Genomic DNA, 22,044 nt, shown 5'->3' on the forward strand with positions numbered 1-22,044 from the left:
CCCGTGAACGAGATCCTCTGGTACGCCTCGCGGGCGACCGGCGTCGCGAGCATCACGCTGCTGACCGCCGTCGTCGTGCTGGGCATGCTCACCGCCTCCCGGCGCCCGCCGCGCGGGGTGCGCTCGGCCGTCGTCATCGGCCTGCACCGCTCCCTGGCCCTCGGCGCGAGCCTCTTCCTCCTCGTGCACATCGCGACCGCGATCGCCGAGACCTACGTCAACATCGACCTGGTCTCCGCGCTGGTGCCGTTCACGTCCGGCTACGAGACGGCGTGGGTCGGGCTGGGCACGCTCGCCTTCGACATCGTCCTCGCGCTCGTCGCCACCTCGCTGCTGCGCCACCGCCTGCCGGAGCGCGCGTGGCGCACGGTGCACTGGGCGGCGTACGCCTTCTGGCCGATGGCGCTGATCCACGGGCTCGCGCTCGGGACGTCCTCGGAGCCGCTGCTGCGCGGCACGACCATCGCCTGCGCCGTCGTCGGCGCCGCGGCGCTGGTCTGGCGGGTCGGCGCGACCGACCCCGACCGCGAGCGCCGGTCCGCCGTCCTCGCGCAGGAGTGGTCGTGACCGCCACCGCGGGCCTCGCCCGCGCCACCGGCCGCCACGACCGCGCCGCCCTGGCCGACCTGCTCGAGGCCGCCGGGCTGACCGGCCGCGGCGGCGCGTCGTTCAGCACCGCGACCAAGCTGCGCTCCGCGCTGGACTCCGGCGCCGACATGGTCGTCAACTGCTGCGACGGCGAGCTCGGCGCCGGCAAGGACGCGTGGCTCGTCGCCGAACGGCTCGACGAGGTGCGCCGCGGCGCCGCTCTGGTCACCGGCGGGCGTCCCGCCCGCTGGGCCGCGCACCGCGACTCGCGCACCGCCGCCCGGCTGCACGCGGCCGGCCTCGACGTCCTCGAGGTGCCGCACCGCTACGTCTCCTCCGAGGAGAGCTCGCTCGTCGCGCTCGCGCACGGCGGCCTGGCCCGGCCGGTGACCAAGCACCAGCCGGTCTCCTTCGGTGGCCGCGACAGCGAGGGACGCCGGCTGCGGCCCACCCTCGTCCTCAACGCCGAGACGCTGTGGCTCGTCGCGGGGGTCGCCGAGCGCGGTGCTGCATGGTTCCGCTCCGTCGGGACGGTCGCCGAGCCGGGCCCGCGCCTGGTCGCCGTCGGTGGTGACGTCGCCTCCCCCGGTGTCCTCGAGACCTCCGCCGGCATCGGCGTCCGCGACCTCGTCGAGGCGGCGGGCGGTCCGACCGGTCGCGTCGTGGGAATCAACGTCGGTGGCCTCAGCGGGGGGTGGCTGAGCGCGGAGGAGGCCCGGGGAGCCGTGTGGTCCCGGCAGGGCCTGGCGCCGTACGGGATCGGTCCCGGCCCCGGTGTCGTCCACGTCCTCGCCGACGGCGGGTGCCCCGTGCGGCACGTCGCCGCCACCGTGCGCTGGGCGGCCGGCGAGTCCGCCGGCCAGTGCGGGCCGTGCATGTTCGGCCTGCCCGCGGTCGCCGACGACCTGGACGACCTCGCCGCCGGCTGGCTCGACGCGGCGGGGTTGCGCCGGCTGCGCGGGCGGCTCGGCCTGCTGCCGGGCCGCGGCGCCTGCCGCTTCCCCGACGGCGTCGCCGGCTACGCCGCGAGCGCGCTGCGCGTCTTCGCCACCGAGGTCGACGCCCACCGTCAGGGCTCCTGCCGGTACGGCGCCCCAGCGACCGGAGCCCGGTCGTGAGCCCCCGACCCGCCGCCCCGGCCGTCGTCGTGGACCGGGTGGCCTGCACCGGGCACGGGGTCTGCGCCGGGATCCTCGAGGGCGCCGTGACCCTCGACGAGTGGGGCTACCCGATCGTCCACGCCGGCGTCGAGCCCGACCCGTCCCACGTCGCCACCGCGGTGACGCTCTGCCCGGCGCGGGCGCTGCTCGCGCGGAGGTCGTCGTGACCGCCGTCGCAGCGAGGCCGTCGGTCGCGCTCGGTGACACCGGGATCGGTGAGGACCCGGTGGTGGCCTTCGACGCCATCGGCTGCCACCACCGCGTGCACGTCACGCGGGCCGAGGCGCTCGCCGAGGCGGGTCGGGTGGCCCGTGCCCTCGTCGACGACCTCGACCGCGCCGCCTCGCGGTTCCGCGCGGACTCGGAGGTCCGGCGTATCGCGGCGCTGGCGCCGCTGCCCGGGCTGGCCACCGTCACCGTCCGCGTCTCGGCCCTGCTCGCCTCCTGCGTCGCCGCCGCGCTGCACGCCGCCCGGCTCACCGACGGACTCGTCGACCCCACCCTCGGGCGGGCGATGGAGCGCGCCGGCTACGACGACGACCTCGAGTCCGTACGACGTCGCGCGGCACGACCGGCGCTCGCGCCGGCGCCCGCCCGCTCGATGGCCACTGCGCCGCGGACCCGCCCCGTCCGCCACGCGGCCGACCTGCCCCGGCTCGTGCTGGCCCCGCTCGAGCCGCCGGTGACGTGGCGCGACGTCGTCCTGCGCGGCCGCGTCCTCACCGTCCCCGCCGGGACCCTGCTCGACCTCGGCGCCACCGCGAAGGCCCACGCCGCCGACCTGCTCGCGGCCCGGCTGGCCGAGGGCCTCCCCGGTGGGTTCCTGGTCAACCTCGGTGGCGACGTGGCGGTCGGCGGCGAGGTGCCGCCCGGCGGGTGGGAGGTCGGGGTCCGCGACGCCGAGGGCGTCGTACGCCAGGTGGTCACGACGACCGGGCAGGGACTGGCGACCTCCTCGACGCGGCTGCGGACCTGGCAGGTCGGTGCCGAGCTGCGACACCACGTGCTCGACCCGCGCACCGGCGACACCGCGCCGACGACGTGGGCCCAGGTGTCCTGCGCCGGCGCCACGTGCGTCGAGGCCAACGCCGCGTCGACCGCGGCGATCGTGCTCGGCGAGGCCGCGCCCGCGTGGCTGGGCGCCCAAGGCGTGCCCGCCCGGCTCGACGGCGCCGACGGTCGCGTCACGACGACGCACGGCTGGCCCGACCCGGCCTGACCGACCTACTGGTGCCGGGCCCTCACCTCTCGCGGGATGCGGCGTCCGGGTCGTCCTGCTCGGTGACGGGTCGGAGCACGGCCACCGAGTCCGGCAGCTCCAGCCGGTCCAGACGACGGCCGGGCGCCACCCCCCGGACGTTGGCCCGCCGCACCAGCCGTGCCCGAGCGGCGAGCCGGGCGTAGCCGGGCGGCAGGACCGTGCCGCTGATGTGCTCGCGGGGGTCGATCCTCTCGCCCCTGGCGGCTCGACCCCTCAGCCGTGCGTTCTCGTGGTCGACCCGGGCCTCGAACTCGCCGGCGTCGTCGTACGCCGCCACGACCACGTTCCGGCGCTCGGAGCGCTGCGGGTCGTAGCGGTAGTGGTACACGACGAACCGCTCGATCGAGTCGTCCTCGGGATCGACCTCGGCCACGACGACGCTCAGCCGGCCGCCAGCACGCGCGACAGGAACTGCCGCGTCCGCTCCTCGCGCGGGTCGGTGAGCACCTCGGGGCCGCCCCGCTCGGCGATGACGCCCTGGTCGAGGAAGAGCACCTGGTCGGCGACGTCGCGGGCGAAGCGGATCTCGTGGGTGACCACGACGAGGGTCCACCCCTGAGCGGCGAGGTCGCGGATGACGGCGAGGACCTCGCCGACCAGCTCGGGGTCGAGGGCCGAGGTGGGCTCGTCGAGCAGGACGACCTGCGGCTTGAGCGCGAGCGCCCGGGCGATGCCGACCCGCTGCTGCTGGCCTCCGGAGAGCTGGGCCGGGTAGGCGTCCTCGCGGCCGGCGAGCCCGACCTGCTCCAGCAGGGCGCGGGCGTCGGCGGTGGCGGAGTCGACGTCGCGGCGCTGCACCTGCACCGGGCCCTCGAGCAGGTTCTGCAGCACCGTCTTGTGCGGGAACAGGTGGTGGGACTGGAACACCATGCCGCTGCGCGCCCGCAGGGCCCGGACCTCCTCGCGCCGGGTCCTCGCGTCGGCCCGCTCCCCGAAGTCGACGGAGGCGTCCCCGATGCGGACCACGCCGGCGTCCGGGGTCTCGAGCACGTTGAGGGAGCGCAGGACCGTGGTCTTGCCCGAGCCCGACGGCCCGAGCAGGGTCGTCGCCGAGCCCTCGGGCACGGTGAGGTCGATGCCGCGCAGCACCTCGTTGTCGCCGAAGGCCTTGCGCAGCCCCCGGACCTCGATGAGCGGGTCGGTGCTCATACGGCGTACCTCTCCAGTCGGTGCTCGAGTCTCTTCTGGCCCGACGAGACCAGCCAGCACACGACCCAGTAGTAGAGCGCGGCGAAGAGGTAGAGCGGCAGGAACTGCCCGCTCGGCGCGGCGGCGTTCTGCGCCTCGCGGAACAGCTCGGTGACGAGGATGACCGACGCGAGCGAGGTGTCCTTGATCAGCGACAACAACGTGTTGCCCAGCGGCGGTACGGCGATCCGCGCGGCCTGCGGGAGCACGATGCGCCGCATCGCCTGGCCGTAACCCATCCCGATGGTGGTCGCGGCCTCGTACTGGCCGCGGGGCACCGACAGGATCGAGCCGCGGATGATCTCGGCGGCGTAGCCACCGACGTTGAGGCTCAGCGCGATGACGGCCGCGGGGTAGCTGGGGATCTTCACCCCGATCTGGGGCAGGCCGTAGAAGATGATGAACAGCTGGACCAGCAGCGGCGTGCCGCGGATGAGGGAGATGTAGACGCGGGACGGCCCGGACAGCAACGGATTCGGGGACAACCGCGCGAGGGCCGCGGTCAGGGCGAGGACCATCCCGACGACGAAGCTGATGACCGTCAGCGGGATCGTCCCGAGCAGCAGCCCCTTGAGCATCGGCCAGGCGGTGTCCCGCAGGACCTGGAGGGTGCTGCGGGTGTCGGAGCCGCTGAGCGTCGGGCCGGTGCCGCCGCTGCTCTCGACCGAGACGTCGGCCTTGAAGTACTTCTCCGAGATGGCCTTCAGCGTGCCGTCGGCGGCCAGGGTCTTCAGTGCCGCGTCGGCCTGGTCGCGCAGCGCCGACTCGTCCTGGCGGAAGACCAGGGCCTGCTTGCTGACGTCGGCGCCGGTGTTGCCGACGATCTTCACGTCCTTCGACCCGGTGGAGGCGAGGTAGTCGAGGACGGCGATGTTGTCGTTGACGATCGCGTCGACACGGCCCTGCTTGAGCAGCTCGGCGGCCTGGGCGAACCCCTCCACCGACTGGACGTTCGCGCCGGCGTCGCGGGCGACCTGGGCCCAGTTGCTCGTCTCGGACTCGGCTGCGGTCTTCCCCTTGAGGTCGGCCAGGCTCTTGATGCTCGTGTTGCCGGCGGCGACCACGACGACGCCGCGCGAGTAGGTGTAGGGCTGAGTGAAGAGGTAGCGCGCCTGGCGGTCCGCGTTGATCGTGATCTGGTTGGCCACGGCGTCGATCCGCTTGGCGTCGAGCGCCGGGAAGATCGAGTCGAACGTCGTCTGCTGGAACTGCAGCTGCCAGCCGTTCTTCTTGGCGACCGCCTGCATGACCTCGATGTCGTAGCCGGTCAGCTGCTGCGTGCGCGGGTCGACGTAGGTGAAGGGCGGGTACGTGCCCTCGGTCCCGACCCGGACGACCGGCCCGGTCGCCGACGGCGCGGTCTCCACGGCGCCCCGTACGGCGGCCTGCGCGGACGCCGCCGAGGACGTCAGCGCGCCCAGCACCAGGACGAGCAGGACGAGGAGGCGCCGGGGTGGAGTGATCCGCACCTCACGAGCCTAGTTGCGGCGTGCGACCCTCGCGGGGGCGCGGTCACCGGGGGCGTCCGTCGCGATGGACGGAGCAGTCGCGGACGTGGGCCGGGTGGTGGGGGTCAGCGCGCGCGGAGCCAGGAGTTCAGCTGGTCGAGCTGCCGGCTCATCCGGGTCGAGCCGACGCCGAAGGGGGGCGCCTGGCAGACGTCGAGGTTGTAGGCCGTCCCGTCGCGCAGGAGGGCCATGACGCGGCGCTGGCCCAGACGTCGTCCGCCGTCGGTCCCGGTCCGGAACTCCTCGATCTCCCCGCGAGAGAGGTCCCTGCTGGCCCACGGGTTGTGGACGTGCAGGACCCCGTCCTCTCCACTGCTGACGCCCAGGCGCAGGATCCGGTACCCGAGCGCGACGCCGAAGGCGCACATCACCACCCCGACGACGACCGAGGAGCCGTGGGGGTGGACGACCGTCGTCCAGACGATCGCGCCCACCCAGACCGCGAGGAACGCGGCGACGACCACCCGCAGCGCGAGCGGGAGGCGGATGGCGACCTGACCGGACGGCGTCATGGCTCGATCCTGCCAACCCGAGGGAGGTTTCGCCGTCGTCCGCGGGTCGCGCTCGCCGGACGACGAAGCCCCCGACCTCACGCAGGTCGGGGGCTTCGTCGACGTGGGGTGAGTGACGGGACTTGAACCCGCGACCACCGCGACCACAACGCGGTGCTCTACCAGCTGAGCTACACCCACCATCGGCCGCGCACCGGGGTGCTGCGGCGACGACAACTGTACAAGGTCCGACGGGGTGCTCATGACCGCCTTTCCCGGACCGGCCCGCGCGAGTCGGCGGCGCAGGGCTGACAATGGCCGCATGTTCCTGGGGAGGCAGCGGCACGACCGCGCCGTCGCGCTGGGCCTGGCCGCCGCACTGCTCGGCTCGCTGGTGCTCGGCCTGCTCGTCACGCTCGCCGCCGCGCGGGGCTCCGGCGGCGGCGCCGGCGCGTCGGCCCCCGTCTCGACGCCGCGGACGACACCCTCCCCCGCCCAGACGCTCACCGCCGGCCGCGGCGCCGAGCAGCACGAGGACGCGGGCGACGACGGCCCGCTCGGCATCCACCCAGGCCTGCTCGTCGCGAGCCTCGTCGGGGTGGTCCTGCTCGTCGGCACCGGTCTCGTCGTCCAGGTCGGCGCCCGACGGCGGGCCGAGCGCGGGGATGACCCCGAGGCGCCGTACGGCGAGCCGTGGGACGGGCGCTGGGACGAGACCTGAGGCCGACCACCCTCGCGGCAGAGCCGATTTCGTTCCGCTCCCGCCGCTGGTGTAATCTCGTGCCTCGTTGCGCCGCTGGCGCGACGACCACTGCGCCGCTAGCTCAATGGCAGAGCAAGTGACTCTTAATCACTGGGTTCGGGGTTCGAATCCCTGGCGGCGCACCACCCACGACGGCCCCGGCTCCTCGAGCCGGGGCCGTCGTCGTGCGGGGTCGCTCAGAGGTAGAGCCCGGTGCCCTCGTCCTCCACGCGGCGCGCGGCGACGGCGTGCAGGTCGCGCTCGCGCAGCAGGACGTAGTCCTTGCCGTGCAGCTCGACCTCGCTGCGCTCCTCGGGGTCGAACAGGACGCTGTCACCGACCTGGACCTGGCGCACGGCCGGGCCCGCGGCGACGACCTCGGCCCACGACAGGCGCTTGCCCACCGACGCGGTCGCGGGGATGAGGATGCCGCCGCCCGAGCGGCGGTCACCGCCCTCGCGCTCCAGGGAGACCAGGACGCGGTCGTGCAGCATCCGGATCGGCAGGCGGGAGGCGTCCGCCACGGGAGCCGTCCCCGTCAGCCGCGTCGACGGCGCAGCAGCACCGAGGCGACGACGACGGCCACGACGGCAGCCCCCACCGCGACGAGCCGCTCGACGCGCCAGCCGCCGTCCTGCGTGCGCGTCGCGTCGATGAACGCCAGCCGCGCGTTCTCCTTCTGCCGCCGCGCGATCTCCTTCGGCTGCGTGCGCGTGACGAGCTCGTCGACGCTGACCGCGAGGCGCTCGCGCGCGGCGGCCAGCTCGGCCTCGAGCTCGGCCGCGGTCTTGGGTCGCTGCTCGCTGGTCGCGTCGCTCATGTCGTCGTCCTCACGGGGCGGGTGGTGGTCGCGGCCCTCACAGGCCGAGATCCTTCCGGAGCTTGGCCACGTGCCCGGTGGCCTTGACGTTGTAACGGGCGTCGGCGACCTTTCCGTCCTCGTCGACGACGACGGTGGAGCGGATGACGCCCTCGACGGTCTTGCCGTAGAGCTTCTTCTCGCCGAACGCGCCGTACGCCGTGAGCACCTGCTTGTCGGGGTCGGACAGCAGAGTGATGGTCAGGTGGTCGCGTTCGCGGAACGCGGCCAGCTTCTCCGGCTTGTCGGGGCTGATCCCGACGACGTCGTACCCCGACGCCTGGAGCGCGTCGAGCGAGTCGCTGAAGTCGCAGGCCTGCGTCGTGCAGCCGGGCGTCATCGCCGCCGGGTAGAAGTAGACGACGACCTTGCGCCCGGCGAACTGCGCGAGCGAGACCTCGCGACCGGTGTCGTCCGGCAGGGTGAAGGCGGGGGCCTGGTCTCCCGGCTCGAGCCTGGCGGTCACGTCGGTCTCCTTCTCGTGCTGGCCCGGGCGGTGCCCGTACGACGCCCCGTACGGCGTCTCGCCGACCAACCTAGCCGACCCCCCGCCGCCGTGCGGGACGGCGCCGCCCGGCCGGGAAACCGCTGCCGTCCCCGCGCGGGCGGTCGGTAGCATCGCGTCCCGAGCCAGAGTGGTGGAACGGTAGACACGCGGCACTTAGGATGCCGTGCCTTCGGGCGTGGGGGTTCGATTCCCCCCTCTGGCACGCGGACCCGCGATCCGGGGGGTCAGGGCACGAGCACCGGGGCGGGCAGGACGCGGGCGAGCAGGCTGTGCGCCGCACGCGTGACGACGTCCCGGTCGTAGGTCAGCGCGAAGCCGAACCGCCGCTCGCGCTCGGGCCGGTCGTCCTCCGGGCCGCCGAGGTCCTGCGCGAGGAGCGCCGCCGCGAAGTGCGGGGCGATGACGACGACGTCCCACTCGTCGCGCACCGGGTCGTCGGCGCTCAGGTCGGCACCGCGCACCCCCGGCACCGGCTCGACGGGCAGGCCGGCCCCGAGAGCGGCGACGAACCCGACCCGGTCCGCCAGGGCGGCGTACCGGCGGGCCGTCGCGGCCGTGAACTGGTGGGCGTACTGGAAGGTCGAGACGACGACGCACGTGGAGCCGTGCGCGAGGGCCTCCCGCTCGAGGTGCTTGCTCAGCTCGACGAGCAGTAGCTTGGTGGAGGTGCGCACGTCGGCGGTCGGCGGCAGGCACGCGAACGGTGACGCCGGGGTCGGGCGGGCCTCGCCCGGCGGCAGCCGCAGCGCGGCGCGGGCCCGCTCGGCCGCAGCGCCCGTCGGGACCGGCGGGCGCGGGGCCGGGCGGCCGAAGTGCCATCCCTGCCCCAGCCTCGCCCCGAGGGCGCGCGCGACGGAGACGTGCTCGGCCGTCTCGATGCCCTCGGCCAGGAGGATCGCCCCGCTGCGCTCGGCGTAGGCGTTGACGGCGTTCATGATCGAGGCCACGGCCGGGCCCGGGCGCTGCTGGACGAGGCGCAGGTCCAGCTTGACGATGTCGGGGCGCAGCAGCGGCATGAAGGCCAGCGACAGGTCGTCGGCGCCGACGTCGTCCAGGGCGATCCGCCAGCCCGCCTCGCGCAGGGTGCGCACGCAGGCGAGCAGCTCGGCCGGTCGTGCGCCGATGGCCCGCTCGGTGATCTCGAGGACGACGTCCAGGCCGCCCGGCGCCGTGCGGGCGATGTCGATGAGGGCGTCGAGCGCCTCGGAGTCGAGGACCTCCGGCTCGACGTTGACGAAGAGCCCGAGCGGCGCGCGGATGCCCGCCTGCACGGCGGTGCGCAGGGCCGTCGTCCGGCACAGGGCGTCGAGGTCGGCGAGGCGACCGGCGTCGCGGGCGGCGGCGAACAGCAGGTCGGGCCGCTCGAGCGGTCCCTCCGGGCCGCGGGTCAGCGCCTCGTACGCGACGACGGACGCGTCGTCGAGGCGCACGATGGGCTGGAAGACGCTGCGGACCCGGGCGTGGTCGACGATCTCGTGGACGCGGTCCACGGCGGTCCTCCCTCCTCGTCGGCCGTTGCGAGCGGGGTTGGCCACCGACCGACTCGCCCCCTCATCGGCGAGCGCGGCGACGATCCGAGCAGAACCGTCCCGGCCTGCAACCAAGCCGGGGTCAGGCCACCGTCACCTGGATCGAGTGGTAGCCCTGCGCGCCGTCGGGGTCCGGCGGGGCGGGGGTGGCCGGCTGCGGCTGCCCCGCGGCGTCGTACGCCCGGACGGCGAGGGTGTGCTGGCCGCTGGTCGCCGGCCACTCGTAGACCCACTGACGCCAGGCGTCGACGGTCGGCTCGGCCGCGAGCCGGGCGGCCCGCCAGTCGCCGCCGTCGACCTGGAGCTCGACCTTGCTGATCCCGCGGTGCTGCGCCCACGCGACCCCGGCGACGGCGACCGTGCCGGCCGAGACGCGGGTGCCGTCCTGCGGGACGTCGATCCGCGAGGCCGTCTTGATCGGCCCCTTGGCCGACCAGCCCCGGGGGGTCCAGTAGCCCTCGTCCTGCGAGAACCGGGTGACCTTGAGCTCGGTGACCCACTTGGTCGCCGAGACGTAGCCGTAGAGACCGGGGACGACGAGGCGGACCGGGAAGCCGTGCTCGAAGGGCAGCGGCTCACCGTTCATCGCCACCGCGAGCAGCGCGTCGCGCTCGTCGGTCAGCGCCGTGAGCGGCGTGCCGGCGGTCCACCCGTCGGAGCTGGTCGACAGGACCATGTCGGCGCCGTCCTTCGGCCGCGCCATGGCGAGCAGCTCGCGCACCGGCCAGCCGGTCCAGCGGGCGTTGCCGACCAGGTCGCCGCCGACCTCGTTGGAGACGCAGGTGAGGGTGATGTAGCGGTCGACCATCGGCTTCTGAGCGAGGGTGGCCCAGTCGAGGCTCACCTCCTGCTCGACCTCGCCGGTGACCTTGAGCGACCACGACGACGCGTCGAGGTGCGGGACGACGAACGCGGTGTCGATCCGGTAGAAGTCGCCGTTCGGCACGACGTACGGCGAGACGCCCGGCACGTCGAGCTGGGCACCGGTCACCGCCGGGGCGGGGTCCGCGGCCTTCGGCACGGGGGTCGCCGCCCGCGAGGCCGACGCCGAGCCGACCCCGGAGTCGAGGCGGCTGCCGAGCAGCACCCCGAGCAGGCCACCCGCGCCGAGCAGCACCCGACGTCGGGTGAGGCCGCTGGTCCCCCACGGGTCACGCCGTCGGGTGGTCACCAGGCTGCGCAGGACGACGATCCCCGCGAGCACCCCCACGAACGTCGGCACGACGTCGGCGCCGCCGGAGTCCGGGCGGCTGACCACGGCCCCGGCCGCGAGCACCCCGCCGACCACGAGCAGGACCAGCCCGGCGGTCAGCGCGCGGCGGGCCAGGACCCCCGCGGCGGCCGAGACGAGGACGAGCACGACGACCATCCCGACGAGCAGGGCCGTCTTGTCGTGGGTGCCGAAGGTCGAGACGGCGAGGTTCTTCAGCCACGGCGGCGTCCGGTCGATGAAGGCGCCGGCCAGGGCCGAGAGCGGCGACGGCGTGCCCTGGCTGAGCCCGGACCACGTCATCACCCCGCCCAGCAGCGACGCGAGACCGACGGCCACCGCCCCGGCGACGAGCCCGTCGAGCGCCGCCACCCACCAATGCCCCCGGGCGTCGCCGTCCCGCGGGGTGGGCGGGGGCGTCGTGTCGGGGGTCTGCGGGGCCGAGGTGGTCGTGGCCATGGCGGTCTCTCTCAGGTCTGGCGGGTCAGTGCCGGGTGCTCAACGCCTCCCGCAGCAGCGGCACCATCGCCCGGAAGGCGTTGCCGCGGTGCGAGATCGCGTTCTTCTCCTCGTCGGTGTGCTCGGCGAGCGTGCGGCCGCCACCGAGGGGTGCCAGGGGTTCGTCGCCGGCGCCCTCGGGGATGGGCTCGAAGGCGGGGTCGTAGCCGAACCCGTTCGTGCCGCGCGGCTCGCGGACGAGCCGGCCGCGCACCTCGCCGCGGGTGGTGAGGACGCGCCCGTCGGGCATCGCCAGCACCGCCGCGCAGACGAACGCGGCCCCGCGGTGCTCGTCGGCGACGTCGGAGACCTGGTCGAGGACGAGGCGCAGGTTGGCCCGGTCGCGCTCCTGCCGCGTCGCGTCCTGCGGCACGAGGGATCCGGACCAGCGGGCGCTGAAGACGCCCGGCGACCCGCCCAGGACGTCGACGGTCAGGCCGGAGTCGTCGGCGACCGAGGGCAGCCCGGTGGCCCGCGCGAGCGCGACGGCCTTCAGCCGCGCGTTGCCCTCGAAGGTCACCTCGGTCTCGGGCACGTCCGGCGCGCCCTCGACGTCGCCGGCGCCGACGACCTGCAGGCCGAGGTCGTCGACGAGCTCGGCGAGGATCTGGCGCAGCTCGTGCACCTTGTGCTCGTTGCGGGTGGCCAGGACGAGGGTCGGACCCGCGCCCGGGGCGCCGTACGGCGTCATGCGCGCTCCCGCGCGCTCTCGGCGAGCGCCTGCTGCTGACGCTGCGTGAGCGTCGCGCAGCCGGCGGTGGCGAGGTCGAGGAGCCGGCCGAGCAGCTCGCGGTCGAACGGCTCGCCCTCGGCGGTGCCCTGGACCTCGACGAAGCGGCCGTCGCCGGTCATGACGACGTTCATGTCGGTCTCGGCGGTCGAGTCCTCGGGGTAGTCGAGGTCGAGGACGGGACGGCCCTTGACGACGCCGACCGAGATCGCCGCGACGGAGCCGGTCAGCGGCGTGGCCGAGGACGCGATGAGCTTCTTCGCGCGGGCGTCCTCGATGGCGTCGGCGAGGGCGACGTACGCGCCGGTGATGGCGGCGGTGCGGGTGCCGCCGTCGGCCTGCAGGACGTCGCAGTCGAGGACGATCGTGTTCTCCCCCAACGCCTTGGTGTCGATGACGGCGCGCAGGCTGCGCCCGACGAGGCGCGAGATCTCGTGCGTGCGACCCCCGATCTTCCCCTTGACCGACTCGCGGTCCGAGCGGGTGTTCGTCGAGCGCGGGAGCATCGCGTACTCCGCGGTGACCCAGCCGGTGCCCTTGCCCTTGAGCCAGCGCGGCACGCCCTCGGTGAAGGACGCGGCGCACAGCACCCGGGTGCGGCCGAACTCGACGAGGACGCTGCCCTCGGCGTGGTCGAGCCAGTTGCGGGTGATCCGCACCTCGCGCAGCTGGTCGGGGGCGCGGCCGTCGTGGCGCGGGGTGGCGTCGGGGTCGGTCATGCCTCCCAGGCTAACGAGCACCCGGCCGCCTCCCGACCGTCGGACCTCACGGGAGGCTTACCGCCGCGTCACAGCGCGCAGGTCACAGCTCGTACGTCGTCCCCGGCCGCGCCAGCTCGACACCGAGCCCGGCGCCGTGGCCGGCGGGCCAGTGCTCGGCGGCCTGGGCGCGGCACTGCTCGGGGTCGTTCCAGGCCGGGATGTGGGTGAGCATGAGCCGCCCCACTCCCCCGGCCTCGACGGCGGTCCGCGCGCACTGGGCGCCGTTCATGTGCACGCCGCTCGCCGTGTCGCGGCCGGCGACGAAGGCGCTGTCGGCGAGGACGAGGTCGGCGCCGGTCATCAGCGGGGTGAGCGCGTCGCACACGTCGGTGTCGCCGGTGTAGGCGAGCACGACCCCGTCGACCTCGACCCGGACGCCGTACGCCTCGAGGGGGTGCGAGACGGCGTACGGCGTGACGACGAACGGGCCGATGACGACCGGCTGCCGGTCGACGAGGTCGCGGTAGTCGAACTCGGAGTCCATCGCGTGCGGGTCGTCGAGGCCGTAGGCCTCGCTCATCCGCTTTCCGCTGCCCGTCGGACCGTAGACCGGGAGCGGCCGGTTCGGGCCCTCCGGGTGGTATCGCTGGACGACGTACAGGCCGCACAGGTCGATGCAGTGGTCGGGGTGCAGGTGGCTGAGGACGATCGCGTCGAGGTCGCGCGGGTCGAGGTGCTGCTGCAGCGGGCCCAGCGCACCGGCGCCGATGTCGAGCGCGAGGCTCCAGGTGCGACCGGCGTGCTCGGCGCGCAGCAGGTAGCAGGAGGCGGGCGACGACGGCCCGGCGAACGAGCCCGAGCAGCCGACGACGGTGAGCCTCATGCGGCACCGTCCACGGCCGGGGGTACGGCGACCTGCCCGTCACCGAGGTTGCCGAACACCGTCCCCACCTCCGGACCGAGGAAGCGCCGGGCCAGCCGGCGGAACTCCTCCGGGTCGCCGGTGGTCGAGAACGCGACCTGCGGCGGGCCGAGGTCGTCGGGGCGCAGCAGGTCGTGGTCGGCGAGCACCCGGTAGACGTCCTTGGCCGTCTCCTCCGCCGACGAGACGAGGGTGACGTCCTCGCCCATGACGTAGGAGATGACCCCGGTCAGCAGCGGGTAGTGCGTGCAGCCGAGGACGAGGGTGTCGACGCCCTGCGCCGCGACCGGCTCGAGGTACTCCCGCGCCACCTCGAGCAGCTCCTTGCCCCCGGTGACGCCCGCCTCGACGAACTCGACGAACCGCGGGCACGGGTGGCTCGTGACGGTGAGGTGCGGGGCGGCGGCGAACGCGTCGACGTACGCGCCGGACTGGTGCGTCCCGAGGGTGGAGATGACCCCGACCCGGTGGTTGCGGGTCGCGGCGGCGGCCCGCCGCACCGCAGGCCGGATGACCTCGACGACCGGGACGTCGTACCGCTCGCGGGCGTCGTGGAGCATCGCCGCGCTCGCCGTGTTGCAGGCGATGACGAGGAGCTTGACGCCGTGCTCGACGAGCCGGTCGAGGCACTCCAGCGCGAAGGCGCGGGTCTGCGCGATCGGCCGCGGCCCGTACGGCGCGCGGAGCGTGTCGCCGTAGTAGACGACCGGCTCGTGCGGCAGCTGGTCGAGCACCGAGCGGGCCACGGTGAGGCCACCGAAGCCGGAGTCGAAGATGCCGATGGGTGCGTCCACCACCCGGCCAGTCTAGGAACCCCCGGGGTGCGGTCCCGCCGGGCGTCGCGTCGGCCTGGTCACACGGCACGATGGCGTCATGCAGCTGCACGTCGAGACCCGCGGTCACGGCCCGGTCCGGCTCGCCCTCGTGCACGGCTTCCTCGGCTCCGGCCCGCTGTGGACCGACGTCGTCGACGCGCTCGACCCCGACCGGTTCACGGTCCTTCTCGTCGACCTGCGCGGTCACGGGGCCAGCCCCCGCGCGGACACGGCGGCCGGGGAGCGCTACGGCCTCGCGATGATGGCCGCGGACCTCGTCGAGACGTTGCCGACCGGTCTGGACGCGGTCGTCGGGCACTCCCTCGGCGGCCGGGTCGTCGCCGACGCCGTGGGGTCGCTGCAGCCGCGGCGGGCGGTCTACCTCGACCCGGGGTTCGGGCTCCGCCTCCCCCGGGACGGCGTCCTCGGCACGCTCTTCTGGCGCACCCCCGGCCTCCGGGGCGTCGTGGCGTGGGCGTACGACCGCGTCGACCGGCGGCTCGACGCGGCGAACGCCGCGCTCGTCGACGCGGCGCACCGGCAGTGGGACCGCTCGATGGCCGCGGACGTGCTGCAGGACGTCGCCGTGCACCCGGTGCCGCCGGCTGCCCCGGTCGTCCCGTCGACGCTGGTCCTCTCCGACGACGCCCGGCTCGTCGTCCCGCCCGCGGACGTCGACCGGTTCGCCGCCCTCGGGTGGGAGGTGGTCCGGATGCCGGGCATCCACCACGACGTCCTCCTCCTCGACGGACCTCGCACGGCCCGGGTGATCGAGCAGGCCGTCCTGCGCTGACCCACCGCCCCACAGGTCGCGTCAGACGGCGCGGACCGCGGGCACGACCTCGTCGAGGAAGGACCGGGCGAAGCGGGCGTCGTCGGCGTCCCCCTCGTGCTCGGCGTGGAAGCGGACGGCGTACGACGCCGTCTCCCACAGCCACCACTCGAGCTCGAACAGCTCGACGAGGTCGCCGTCGATCGCGTCGGGGTCCAGGCCCGTGACGGCGCAGTAGGCCGAGAGCGGCTCGGCCCCGTCGGCGCCCCACAGGACGACGCGCAGGTCGCGCTCGCGCGGCGCCCGGCGCAGGCTCTCCCAGTCCAGCAGCAACGGCCCGGCCGCGGTCCAGCGGACGTTGGCGGTGTGCGGCTCGCCGTGGGTCGGCACCCAGGTGCCGCGGCGGGCGACGGCGGCCGCGGCGAGGGTGTCGAAACGGGCGAGCAGGTCACGCAGCAGCGGCGCCTCGGCGCGCAGGGCCTCGCGGACGAGGTCGCCGTACGGGCCGCTCTCCCACGGCTCGTCGAGGCGGCCGAGAAGGTCGAGCAGGTCGTCGCGCTGCGGCGGGCCGGGCACCCAGTCGAGCAGGGTCGGCGGGGCCTCGGCGGCGTGCAGCGCGCCGACGGCGCGGGCAACGAGCGCCCGCTGGTCGTCGTCGGCGAACTCGCCCGGGCCGGACTCCCCCTCGAGGTACGGCGTCACGGTGAGCAGCCGGGCGCCGACCAGCACGCCGGTCTCGCCGCCCGCCGTCGGGACGGTCGCCAGCGCACTCGGCAGGCCGTCCTCGACGAGGGTCCGCGCGGAGTCGTACGTCGCCCGGAGCTCGTCCTCGCGGGTCGGCGTGTCGAGGTCGTCGGCGGTGACGAACCACCGCGGCCGGTGCTTGCCGGAGACCGCCCAGTGGTGCGCGCCGGCGCCCTTCGGCACGTGCGCGCAGGCGTGCGCGGCGTCGTCCCAGTGCGCCCGGACGGTCTCCAGGACGGTCTCGGCGCTGAGGTCGTCGGGGGCGACGAGCATGCGCGCGAGCATAGGCCCGCCGCGGAGGCCAGTGGACTTGACGCAGCGTCAAGTCCACCCCGGGCGAGACCGGGCGAGACCGGGCGAGACCGGGCGAGACCGGGCGAGGCGGAGCGGGGCGAGGCCGCCGCGGGCGGTCAGCCGAAGAGGCCGCGACCCATCAGCGCGCCGGTGAGCGACTCCTGGAGCCAGGTGAGGAACTCGTAGACCGAGATCGCGTAGACGGCCGGGTCGTCGGGGTCGAGGCTCGCAGCGCGCTCGTGCAGCTCGGTCGCGTCCTCGTCGGTGCGCAGCCCCATCCGCTCGCCGAGCAGCAGCCGGGTGTCGGTGAGCGCGACGACGGTGGCGTGCGCCTGCTCCTTGGTCAGCTCGAGCCGGTCCCCGGTCGCCGCCCGCAGCGCCCCGACCGCGACGGCGAGGCCCGCGGCCTTGCGGTCGCGCAGGTCGTGCTCGGTCAGCCGGCGGAACTCGGCCGCGACCTGGTCGTCGCCGCGGTGCGCCGTCGGCAGCAGCCGGTCCAGCGCCGGGTCGCGGTCCTCCGGCGCGGCCGGCGCCTCGGGCACCTGGTCCTCGGCGGCGAGCGAGATCCCCAGCCCCGCGACGAGGTCCTCGAACGGGTCGCCGGTCGAGGGCCGCTCCGGCGGGGCGAGCAGGTCGCGGGTCTGCTCCATGAGCCCGGCGACGATGTTCCGCTCGAGCTCGTCCATCCGGGCGACGTACCGCTCGCCCTTGCGCTTGAAGGCCCGCGCCACTACGCGTCCTTCTCGAACGTCGCCCACAGCCCGTAGCCCTGCAGCGCCTCGGCGTCGCGCTCCATCTCCTCGCGCGAGCCGTGCGAGACGGCGGCCTTGCCCTTCTGGTGCACGTCCATCATCAGCTTCTCGGCCTTGCGCCGCGGGTAGGCGAAGTAGGTCTCGAACACCCACGTCACGTAGGACATGAGGTTGACCGGGTCGTTCCACACGAGCGTCACCCACGGCGTCGCCGGCTCGAGCGCCTCGTCGGCCTTCTCGAGGACCGAGGTGGACTCGGCGGGGGCGATCGACACGGCCTCCACCATAGGCTGTCGCGGGTGACCGACGGGACGACACCCACAGGGGCCGGCTCGCCGCCTCGGCCCAGCACGGCCCTGCTCACCGACCACTACGAGCTGACCATGCTCCAGGCCGCGCTGCGCAGCGGCGCCGCGCACCGCCGGTGCGTCTTCGAGGCCTTCTCGCGACGACTGCCCGACGGGCGCCGGTACGGCGTCGTCGGCGGCACCGGCCGCGTCCTCGACGCCCTCACCGACTTCCGCTTCGACGAGGGCGTCGTCGAGGAGCTGCGCCGCAAGCGGGTCATCGACGACGCGACGTGCGACTGGCTCGCGTCGTACCGCTTCACCGGCGACGTGCGCGGCTACGCCGAGGGCGAGTGCTACTTCCCCGGCTCCCCCGTCCTGGTCGTCGAGAGCAGCTTCGCCGAGGGCGTCGTCCTCGAGACCCTCGTCCTGTCGATCCTCAACCACGACACCGCGATCGCGTCGGCCGCGTCGCGGATGACCGCCGCCGCCGGCGACCGCCCGTGCATCGAGATGGGCTCGCGCCGCACCCACGAGGAGGCGGCGGTCGCCGCCGCGCGGGCGGCGTACGTCGCCGGCTTCCGGGCCACGAGCAACCTGCAGGCCGGGCGCCGGTACGACGTCCCGACGACCGGCACCGCGGCGCACGCCTTCACCCTCCTGCACGACGACGAGCGCTCCGCCTTCGCCGCGCAGGTCGAGGCCCTCGGCGTCGGCACGACCCTGCTCGTCGACACGTACGACGTCCCGACGGGCGTCCGCACGGCGGTCGAGGTCGCCGGCCCCGGGCTCGGCGCGGTCCGGATCGACTCCGGCGACCTGCTCCAGCAGGCCCACGCCGTCCGGGCCCAGCTCGACGAGCTCGGCGCGACGGACACCCGGATCATCGTCACGTCCGACCTCGACGAGTACGCCATCGCGTCCCTGGCCGCCGCCCCGGTCGACGGCTACGGCGTCGGCACCCAGCTCGTCACCGGGTCCGGCGCACCGACGGCGAGCATGGTCTACAAGCTCGTCGCGCGCGCCGGCGACGACGGCGTCCTCGTCCCCGTCGAGAAGCGCAGCAGCGGCAAGGCCAGCGTCGGCGGGGACAAGTGGGCGCTGCGCCGGCTCACCGACGGGGTCGCGGTCGCCGAGGTCGTCGGGGTGGGCCGGCCCCCCGCCGACGACGGCGACGACCGCCCGCTCATGGTCGAGCTGGTCCGCGACGGTCAGGTGCTCGCCCCGCAGGACGCCGCGACCGCCCGGGCCCGGCACGCCGCCTCGCGGGCCGAGCTGCCGCCGGTCGCCCTGCGGCTGCAGCGCGGCGAGCCGGCGATCCCCACCGAGTACGTCACGGCGTAGCAGCGGGGGCGCGGGCTAGGGTCGCGCCGTGCCCGCCCTCCCCCTCACCGCACCGGCTCTGCTCACCCTGCCGCCCACGGGGAGCGACGTCCCCGGCTGGCTGTGGAGCGGGGACTTCTGGAGCAACCTCTTCTCGCTCGACACCACGCCGCTGGTGGAGAAGGTCGTGCGGACCGTCCTCGTCTACGCGCTCATCCTCGTCGTCGTGCGCCTCGCCGGGAAGCGCACGCTGGCGCAGTGGAACTCGTTCGACCTCGTCGTCGTGCTCCTGCTGAGCAACGTCGTGCAGAACGCGGTCATCGGCCCCGACACCTCGTTCCTCGGCGGGGCGATCGGGGCGGTCGTCCTCGTCGCCTTCAACTCGGCGATGGACCGTCTCGGCTTCCTCAACGCCCGCACCGAGCGGCTGCTCGAGGGGACGGCCACGACGCTCGTGCACGACGGCCGGTACGACGAGGCCACCCTGCGCCGCCTCGGGCTGCGTCGCCACGAGCTGGCCCGGGCCCTGCACCTGCAGGGCGCCGACCGGATCGACCAGGTCGAGGTCGCCCGGCTCGAGCCGGGCGGCACGTTCACCGTCCGGCTCAAGGCCGAGGCGCAGTCGGCGACGGTGGAGGACCTGCGCCGGGCCGTGGCCGACCTGCAGGCCCACCTCGACGCCCGGCTCGACGCGCTCGGCGCCCCACCGGTGGACGGCGCGCCCGACCGGCCCTGAGCCTGACTAGAGTTCACGCATGGCCCGACGCGCCCTGGTCCTGGTCGACCTGCAGAACGACTTCTGCGAGGGCGGCTCGCTCGCCGTCGCCGGCGGCGCGGAGGTGGCCCGGCGGATCAGCGAGTACGTCGCCGCGCACGCCACCGAGTACGCGACCGTCGTCGCGACCGCCGACTGGCACGTCGACCCGGGCGAGCACTTCTCCGACCACCCCGACTACGTCGACTCGTGGCCGCCGCACTGCCGGGTCGGCACCGACGGCGCCGACTTCCACCCGGCGGCGGGCCCCGCCGTCGGGGTCGCGTCGGCGGTGTTCCGCAAGGGGCGCGACGCGGCGGCGTACAGCGGCTTCGAGGGGCTGGCCGGGCCCGACTCCTCCCCCATCGGGCTGGCGAAGTGGCTGTGGGAGCAGCAGATCGACGAGGTGGACGTCGTCGGCCTCGCCACCGACCACTGCGTGCGCGCCACCGCCCTCGACGCCGCCGACCAGGGCTTCGCCACCCGCGTCCTGCTCACCCTCACCGCCGGCGTGGCCCGGGACACCACGGAGACGGCCCTGGCCCAGCTCCACGCCGCCGGGGTGACCCTCGAGGGCGAGCCGGTCCTCACCGGCTGAGACGTCCTCGAGAGAAAGTCTCCCCGGGGCTGTCGATCCGGGTCGATGCTGTTCGTCGTGGTGGTGTCGAGAGGCCCTCGACGGCCACCACGACCGGCGACCCGGTCCACCCGAAGGAGACACCCATGGCTCAGTACCTGGTCCTCATCTACGAGGCCGAGGACGCGTACACCCAGGCCTCGCCGCAGGTCCTCGACGACGTCTACCAGGCGCACGGCCGCTTCGCCGAGCGCTGGGGCTCGGCGATCGTCGGCGGCAACGCGCTCCAGCCGTCCGGCACGGCGACGACGGTCCGCGGTGACGTCGTCACCGACGGACCGTTCGTCGAGAGCAAGGAGGTGCTCGGCGGCTACTACCTCATCGAGGCGACCGACCTCGACCAGGCGCTGGAGATCGCCAAGGCCGTCCCGGCGCCGTACGGCGGCGTCGAGGTCCGCCCGGTGATGGTCTTCGGCTGAGCGTGGCCGCGTCGCCGGAGGCGGCGTCCGCGCCGGAGCCGGACGCCGTCGCCCGGGCGCTGGACGACGCGCACCGCCGCGAGTGGGCCCGCGTGCTCGCCGCGACGGTGCGCGTCGCCGGTGACCTCGACCTCGCCGAGGAGTGCACGCAGGACGCCTACGTGCGCGCCCTGGAGGCGTGGGGCCGCGAGGGGGTGCCCCGCAACGCGGGCGCCTGGCTGACCACCGCCGCCCGCCGGCTCGCCCTCGACCGGCACCGGCGGGCCACGACGCTGCGCGGCAAGGTGCCGCTGCTCGTCGAGGACGCCCTGCCGGTGCCCGGCGTCGAGGAGGCCGTGCTCGAGCGGCTGGAGCAGGAGGACGTCGTGGCGGCAGGAGGCGAGGTGCCGGACGACCGGCTGCGGCTGGTCTTCACCTGCTGCCACCCGGCCCTGGCCCGCGAGGCCCAGGTCGCCCTCACCCTGCGGCTGGTCTGCGGGCTGAGCACCGCCGAGATCGCCCGGGCCTTCCTCGTCCCCGAGGCGACGATGACCGCCCGGGTGACCCGGGCCAAGAAGAAGATCGCCGCGGCGCGCATCCCCTACCGCGAGCCGCGGGGCCACGAGCTGGCCGAGCGGCTCGACGCCGTCCTCACCGTGCTCCACCTCGTCCTCACCACGGGCCACACCGCACCCTCCGGCGAGGGTCTCGTGCGCGGCGACCTCGTCGACCGGGCGCTGCACCTGACCCGCGAGCTGCTCCGGCTCATGCCGGACGAGCGCGAGCTACGAGCCCTGCTCGGCCTCGGGCTGCTCGCCCGGGCCCGGTCGGTGACCCGCACCGACGCGGGCGGCGCGTTCGTGCCGCTCGAGGAGCAGGACCGCACCCGGTGGGACGCCGCGCTGGTCGCCGAGGGCGAGGCGCAGGTCCGGGCGGCGCTGCGCGGCGGGCTCCCCGGCCGCTTCGCCCTCCAGGCGGCGATCGCCGCGGCGCACACGACCGCACCGTCGTTCGCCGCGACCGACTGGGCCGAGGTGGTCGTGCTCTACGACCTGCTCGGGCGGGCCTGGCCGTCCCCGGTCGTCGCCCTCAACCGGGCGGTGGCGGTCGCCTTCCGCGACGGGCCGCAGGCCGGGCTGGCGGCGGTCGAGGAGGTGGCGACGGCGTACGGCGACGCCCTGGCCGGCTACCACTACCTGCCGGCCGCCCGGGCCGACCTGCTGCGACGGCTCGGCCGGCGCGGCGAGGCCGCGGCGGCGTACGGCGCCGCGCTGGTCCGCTGCGACAACGAGGCCGAGCGGGCCTTCCTGCGCCGGCGGCTCGCCGAGGTGGGCGAGCCGCCGGCGGCGGGAGGTGCCGTCGGCCGGTGACGC

Annotated in this window: 27 protein-coding genes and 3 tRNA genes; 13 read left to right on the plus strand and 17 right to left on the minus strand. The window is 75.0% G+C overall.

What is annotated here, in order from left to right; translation table 11 throughout:
• Positions 1-3: 3 nt before the first annotated feature.
• Genes FB458_RS00910 through FB458_RS00925 form a run of 4 tightly spaced genes read left to right on the plus strand, consistent with a single transcriptional unit; the run spans position 4 to position 2,967 of the window.
• Positions 4-567 carry a ferric reductase-like transmembrane domain-containing protein gene (locus FB458_RS00910; RefSeq protein ID WP_141845955.1) on the plus strand — a complete coding sequence of 188 codons (564 nt, stop codon included), beginning with the start codon at positions 4-6 and terminating at the stop codon, positions 565-567.
• Positions 564-1,706: an NADH-ubiquinone oxidoreductase-F iron-sulfur binding region domain-containing protein gene (locus FB458_RS00915; RefSeq protein WP_141845957.1), complete on the plus strand. Its 1,143-nt coding sequence runs from the start codon at positions 564-566 to the stop codon at positions 1,704-1,706. Before FB458_RS00910 ends, FB458_RS00915 begins: the two co-directional genes overlap by 4 nt.
• Positions 1,703-1,915, plus strand: a complete 213-nt coding sequence (locus tag FB458_RS00920) for a ferredoxin (RefSeq protein WP_141845959.1) — start codon at positions 1,703-1,705, stop codon at positions 1,913-1,915. The genes FB458_RS00915 and FB458_RS00920 overlap by 4 nt, the downstream gene beginning before the upstream one ends.
• The gene (locus tag FB458_RS00925) at positions 1,912-2,967 is read left to right on the plus strand and encodes an FAD:protein FMN transferase (protein WP_246060999.1); all 1,056 of its coding nucleotides are present in this window, start codon (positions 1,912-1,914) and stop codon (positions 2,965-2,967) included. Before FB458_RS00920 ends, FB458_RS00925 begins: the two co-directional genes overlap by 4 nt.
• Before the next feature lie 22 nt (positions 2,968-2,989).
• On the opposite strand, the gene FB458_RS00930 is transcribed toward FB458_RS00925, so the two are convergent.
• The 5 genes from FB458_RS00930 to FB458_RS00950 all read right to left on the minus strand — a co-directional run bounded on the left by FB458_RS00930 (position 2,990) and on the right by FB458_RS00950 (position 6,397).
• Positions 2,990-3,382: a hypothetical protein gene (locus tag FB458_RS00930; protein ID WP_141845961.1), complete on the minus strand. Its 393-nt coding sequence runs from the start codon at positions 3,380-3,382 to the stop codon at positions 2,990-2,992.
• 8 nt (positions 3,383-3,390) lie between these two features.
• On the minus strand, positions 3,391-4,158 hold the full coding sequence (locus FB458_RS00935) for an amino acid ABC transporter ATP-binding protein (protein ID WP_141845963.1): 768 nt from the start codon (positions 4,156-4,158) through the stop codon (positions 3,391-3,393).
• A complete protein-coding gene (locus tag FB458_RS22115) occupies positions 4,155-5,666 on the minus strand; it encodes an ABC transporter substrate-binding protein/permease (protein ID WP_342778000.1) in 1,512 nt (503 codons plus the stop codon). Before FB458_RS22115 ends, FB458_RS00935 begins: the two co-directional genes overlap by 4 nt.
• A 104-nt stretch (positions 5,667-5,770) precedes the next feature.
• Complete coding sequence (locus FB458_RS00945) at positions 5,771-6,217, minus strand: hypothetical protein (protein ID WP_141845965.1); 447 nt, start codon at positions 6,215-6,217, stop codon at positions 5,771-5,773.
• A 104-nt stretch (positions 6,218-6,321) separates the two neighbouring features.
• A tRNA-His gene (locus FB458_RS00950) sits at positions 6,322-6,397 on the minus strand.
• 121 nt (positions 6,398-6,518) lie between these two features.
• Between FB458_RS00950 and FB458_RS00955 the strand changes: the two genes are divergently transcribed.
• Together FB458_RS00955 and FB458_RS00960 are read left to right on the plus strand one after the other, a co-directional pair.
• A complete protein-coding gene (locus FB458_RS00955; protein WP_141845967.1) occupies positions 6,519-6,917 on the plus strand; it encodes a hypothetical protein in 399 nt (132 codons plus the stop codon).
• 92 nt (positions 6,918-7,009) lie between these two features.
• A tRNA-Lys gene (locus FB458_RS00960) sits at positions 7,010-7,084 on the plus strand.
• A gap of 51 nt (positions 7,085-7,135) precedes the next feature.
• On the opposite strand, the gene FB458_RS00965 is transcribed toward FB458_RS00960, so the two are convergent.
• The 3 genes from FB458_RS00965 to bcp are packed head-to-tail and all read right to left on the minus strand — an operon-like array spanning position 7,136 to position 8,263.
• Positions 7,136-7,432, minus strand: coding sequence for a GroES family chaperonin (locus tag FB458_RS00965; protein WP_141850244.1), 297 nt, complete (start codon positions 7,430-7,432; stop codon positions 7,136-7,138).
• A 44-nt stretch (positions 7,433-7,476) separates the two neighbouring features.
• On the minus strand, positions 7,477-7,758 hold the full coding sequence (locus FB458_RS00970; protein WP_141845969.1) for a DUF3618 domain-containing protein: 282 nt from the start codon (positions 7,756-7,758) through the stop codon (positions 7,477-7,479).
• A gap of 37 nt (positions 7,759-7,795) precedes the next feature.
• A complete protein-coding gene (bcp, locus tag FB458_RS00975) occupies positions 7,796-8,263 on the minus strand; it encodes a thioredoxin-dependent thiol peroxidase (RefSeq protein ID WP_141845971.1) in 468 nt (155 codons plus the stop codon).
• 163 nt (positions 8,264-8,426) lie between these two features.
• Here bcp and FB458_RS00980 point away from each other — a divergent pair.
• Positions 8,427-8,507, plus strand: a tRNA-Leu gene (locus FB458_RS00980).
• A 22-nt stretch (positions 8,508-8,529) separates the two neighbouring features.
• On the opposite strand, the gene FB458_RS00985 is transcribed toward FB458_RS00980, so the two are convergent.
• From FB458_RS00985 to murI, 6 genes are all read right to left on the minus strand, one after another.
• Positions 8,530-9,795, minus strand: a complete 1,266-nt coding sequence (locus tag FB458_RS00985; protein WP_141845973.1) for a sensor domain-containing phosphodiesterase — start codon at positions 9,793-9,795, stop codon at positions 8,530-8,532.
• Positions 9,796-9,916: 121 nt separating this feature from the next.
• Positions 9,917-11,503 carry a molybdopterin-dependent oxidoreductase gene (locus tag FB458_RS00990; RefSeq protein ID WP_246061000.1) on the minus strand — a complete coding sequence of 529 codons (1,587 nt, stop codon included), beginning with the start codon at positions 11,501-11,503 and terminating at the stop codon, positions 9,917-9,919.
• 25 nt (positions 11,504-11,528) lie between these two features.
• Positions 11,529-12,233 (minus strand): non-canonical purine NTP pyrophosphatase, encoded by a 705-nt coding sequence (locus FB458_RS00995; RefSeq protein WP_141845975.1) that lies wholly within the window; start codon positions 12,231-12,233, stop codon positions 11,529-11,531.
• The gene (gene rph, locus FB458_RS01000) at positions 12,230-12,991 is read right to left on the minus strand and encodes a ribonuclease PH (RefSeq protein ID WP_141845977.1); all 762 of its coding nucleotides are present in this window, start codon (positions 12,989-12,991) and stop codon (positions 12,230-12,232) included. Before rph ends, FB458_RS00995 begins: the two co-directional genes overlap by 4 nt.
• A gap of 82 nt (positions 12,992-13,073) precedes the next feature.
• Positions 13,074-13,856 carry an MBL fold metallo-hydrolase gene (locus FB458_RS01005; RefSeq protein WP_141845979.1) on the minus strand — a complete coding sequence of 261 codons (783 nt, stop codon included), beginning with the start codon at positions 13,854-13,856 and terminating at the stop codon, positions 13,074-13,076.
• Entirely contained in the window at positions 13,853-14,692 is an 840-nt protein-coding gene (murI, locus tag FB458_RS01010; RefSeq protein WP_141845981.1) for a glutamate racemase, read from the minus strand. Before murI ends, FB458_RS01005 begins: the two co-directional genes overlap by 4 nt.
• 76 nt (positions 14,693-14,768) lie before the next feature.
• On the opposite strand from murI, the gene FB458_RS01015 reads away from it, so the two are divergent.
• The gene (locus FB458_RS01015; RefSeq protein WP_141845983.1) at positions 14,769-15,503 is read left to right on the plus strand and encodes an alpha/beta hydrolase; all 735 of its coding nucleotides are present in this window, start codon (positions 14,769-14,771) and stop codon (positions 15,501-15,503) included.
• A gap of 21 nt (positions 15,504-15,524) precedes the next feature.
• On the opposite strand, the gene FB458_RS01020 is transcribed toward FB458_RS01015, so the two are convergent.
• From FB458_RS01020 to clpS, 3 genes are all read right to left on the minus strand, one after another.
• Positions 15,525-16,499 carry an aminoglycoside phosphotransferase/kinase family protein gene (locus FB458_RS01020; protein ID WP_141845985.1) on the minus strand — a complete coding sequence of 325 codons (975 nt, stop codon included), beginning with the start codon at positions 16,497-16,499 and terminating at the stop codon, positions 15,525-15,527.
• A 137-nt stretch (positions 16,500-16,636) separates the two neighbouring features.
• Positions 16,637-17,251 carry a DUF2017 domain-containing protein gene (locus FB458_RS01025; RefSeq protein ID WP_141845987.1) on the minus strand — a complete coding sequence of 205 codons (615 nt, stop codon included), beginning with the start codon at positions 17,249-17,251 and terminating at the stop codon, positions 16,637-16,639.
• On the minus strand, positions 17,251-17,547 hold the full coding sequence (gene clpS / locus FB458_RS21520) for an ATP-dependent Clp protease adapter ClpS (RefSeq protein WP_425460831.1): 297 nt from the start codon (positions 17,545-17,547) through the stop codon (positions 17,251-17,253). Before clpS ends, FB458_RS01025 begins: the two co-directional genes overlap by 1 nt.
• A 24-nt stretch (positions 17,548-17,571) precedes the next feature.
• Between clpS and FB458_RS01030 the strand changes: the two genes are divergently transcribed.
• The 5 genes from FB458_RS01030 to FB458_RS01050 all read left to right on the plus strand — a co-directional run bounded on the left by FB458_RS01030 (position 17,572) and on the right by FB458_RS01050 (position 22,041).
• Positions 17,572-18,903 carry a nicotinate phosphoribosyltransferase gene (locus FB458_RS01030; protein ID WP_281286074.1) on the plus strand — a complete coding sequence of 444 codons (1,332 nt, stop codon included), beginning with the start codon at positions 17,572-17,574 and terminating at the stop codon, positions 18,901-18,903.
• 28 nt (positions 18,904-18,931) lie between these two features.
• Entirely contained in the window at positions 18,932-19,618 is a 687-nt protein-coding gene (locus tag FB458_RS01035) for a DUF421 domain-containing protein (protein WP_211355891.1), read from the plus strand.
• Positions 19,619-19,637: 19 nt separating this feature from the next.
• On the plus strand, positions 19,638-20,234 hold the full coding sequence (locus FB458_RS01040; RefSeq protein ID WP_141845991.1) for an isochorismatase family protein: 597 nt from the start codon (positions 19,638-19,640) through the stop codon (positions 20,232-20,234).
• A 125-nt stretch (positions 20,235-20,359) separates the two neighbouring features.
• Positions 20,360-20,692 (plus strand): YciI family protein, encoded by a 333-nt coding sequence (locus FB458_RS01045; RefSeq protein ID WP_141845993.1) that lies wholly within the window; start codon positions 20,360-20,362, stop codon positions 20,690-20,692.
• Between the two features lie 2 nt (positions 20,693-20,694).
• Positions 20,695-22,041, plus strand: a complete 1,347-nt coding sequence (locus FB458_RS01050; protein ID WP_211355892.1) for an RNA polymerase sigma factor — start codon at positions 20,695-20,697, stop codon at positions 22,039-22,041.
• Positions 22,042-22,044 lie beyond the last annotated feature (3 nt).

The organism is Lapillicoccus jejuensis (genome assembly GCF_006715055.1).
GTDB classification, from domain to species: Bacteria; Actinomycetota; Actinomycetes; order Actinomycetales; family Dermatophilaceae; genus Lapillicoccus; species Lapillicoccus jejuensis.

Excerpts from the sequence above, each read along its gene's own strand:
- FB458_RS00935 (WP_141845963.1), bottom strand. The coding sequence starts at position 4,158 with ATGAGCACCGACCCGCTCATCGAGGTCCGGGGGCTGCGCAAGGCCTTC.
- FB458_RS00945 (WP_141845965.1), bottom strand. The coding sequence starts at position 6,217 with ATGACGCCGTCCGGTCAGGTCGCCATCCGCCTCCCGCTCGCGCTGCGG.
- rph (WP_141845977.1), bottom strand. The coding sequence starts at position 12,991 with ATGACCGACCCCGACGCCACCCCGCGCCACGACGGCCGCGCCCCCGAC.
- FB458_RS00970 (WP_141845969.1), bottom strand. The coding sequence starts at position 7,758 with ATGAGCGACGCGACCAGCGAGCAGCGACCCAAGACCGCGGCCGAGCTC.
- FB458_RS00995 (WP_141845975.1), bottom strand. The coding sequence starts at position 12,233 with ATGACGCCGTACGGCGCCCCGGGCGCGGGTCCGACCCTCGTCCTGGCC.
- FB458_RS01005 (WP_141845979.1), bottom strand. The coding sequence starts at position 13,856 with ATGAGGCTCACCGTCGTCGGCTGCTCGGGCTCGTTCGCCGGGCCGTCG.
- FB458_RS00965 (WP_141850244.1), bottom strand. The coding sequence starts at position 7,432 with ATGCTGCACGACCGCGTCCTGGTCTCCCTGGAGCGCGAGGGCGGTGAC.
- FB458_RS01020 (WP_141845985.1), bottom strand. The coding sequence starts at position 16,499 with ATGCTCGTCGCCCCCGACGACCTCAGCGCCGAGACCGTCCTGGAGACC.
- FB458_RS01045 (WP_141845993.1), top strand. The coding sequence starts at position 20,360 with ATGGCTCAGTACCTGGTCCTCATCTACGAGGCCGAGGACGCGTACACC.
- FB458_RS01015 (WP_141845983.1), top strand. The coding sequence starts at position 14,769 with ATGCAGCTGCACGTCGAGACCCGCGGTCACGGCCCGGTCCGGCTCGCC.
- FB458_RS00955 (WP_141845967.1), top strand. The coding sequence starts at position 6,519 with ATGTTCCTGGGGAGGCAGCGGCACGACCGCGCCGTCGCGCTGGGCCTG.
- FB458_RS00990 (WP_246061000.1), bottom strand. The coding sequence starts at position 11,503 with ATGGCCACGACCACCTCGGCCCCGCAGACCCCCGACACGACGCCCCCG.
- FB458_RS01040 (WP_141845991.1), top strand. The coding sequence starts at position 19,638 with ATGGCCCGACGCGCCCTGGTCCTGGTCGACCTGCAGAACGACTTCTGC.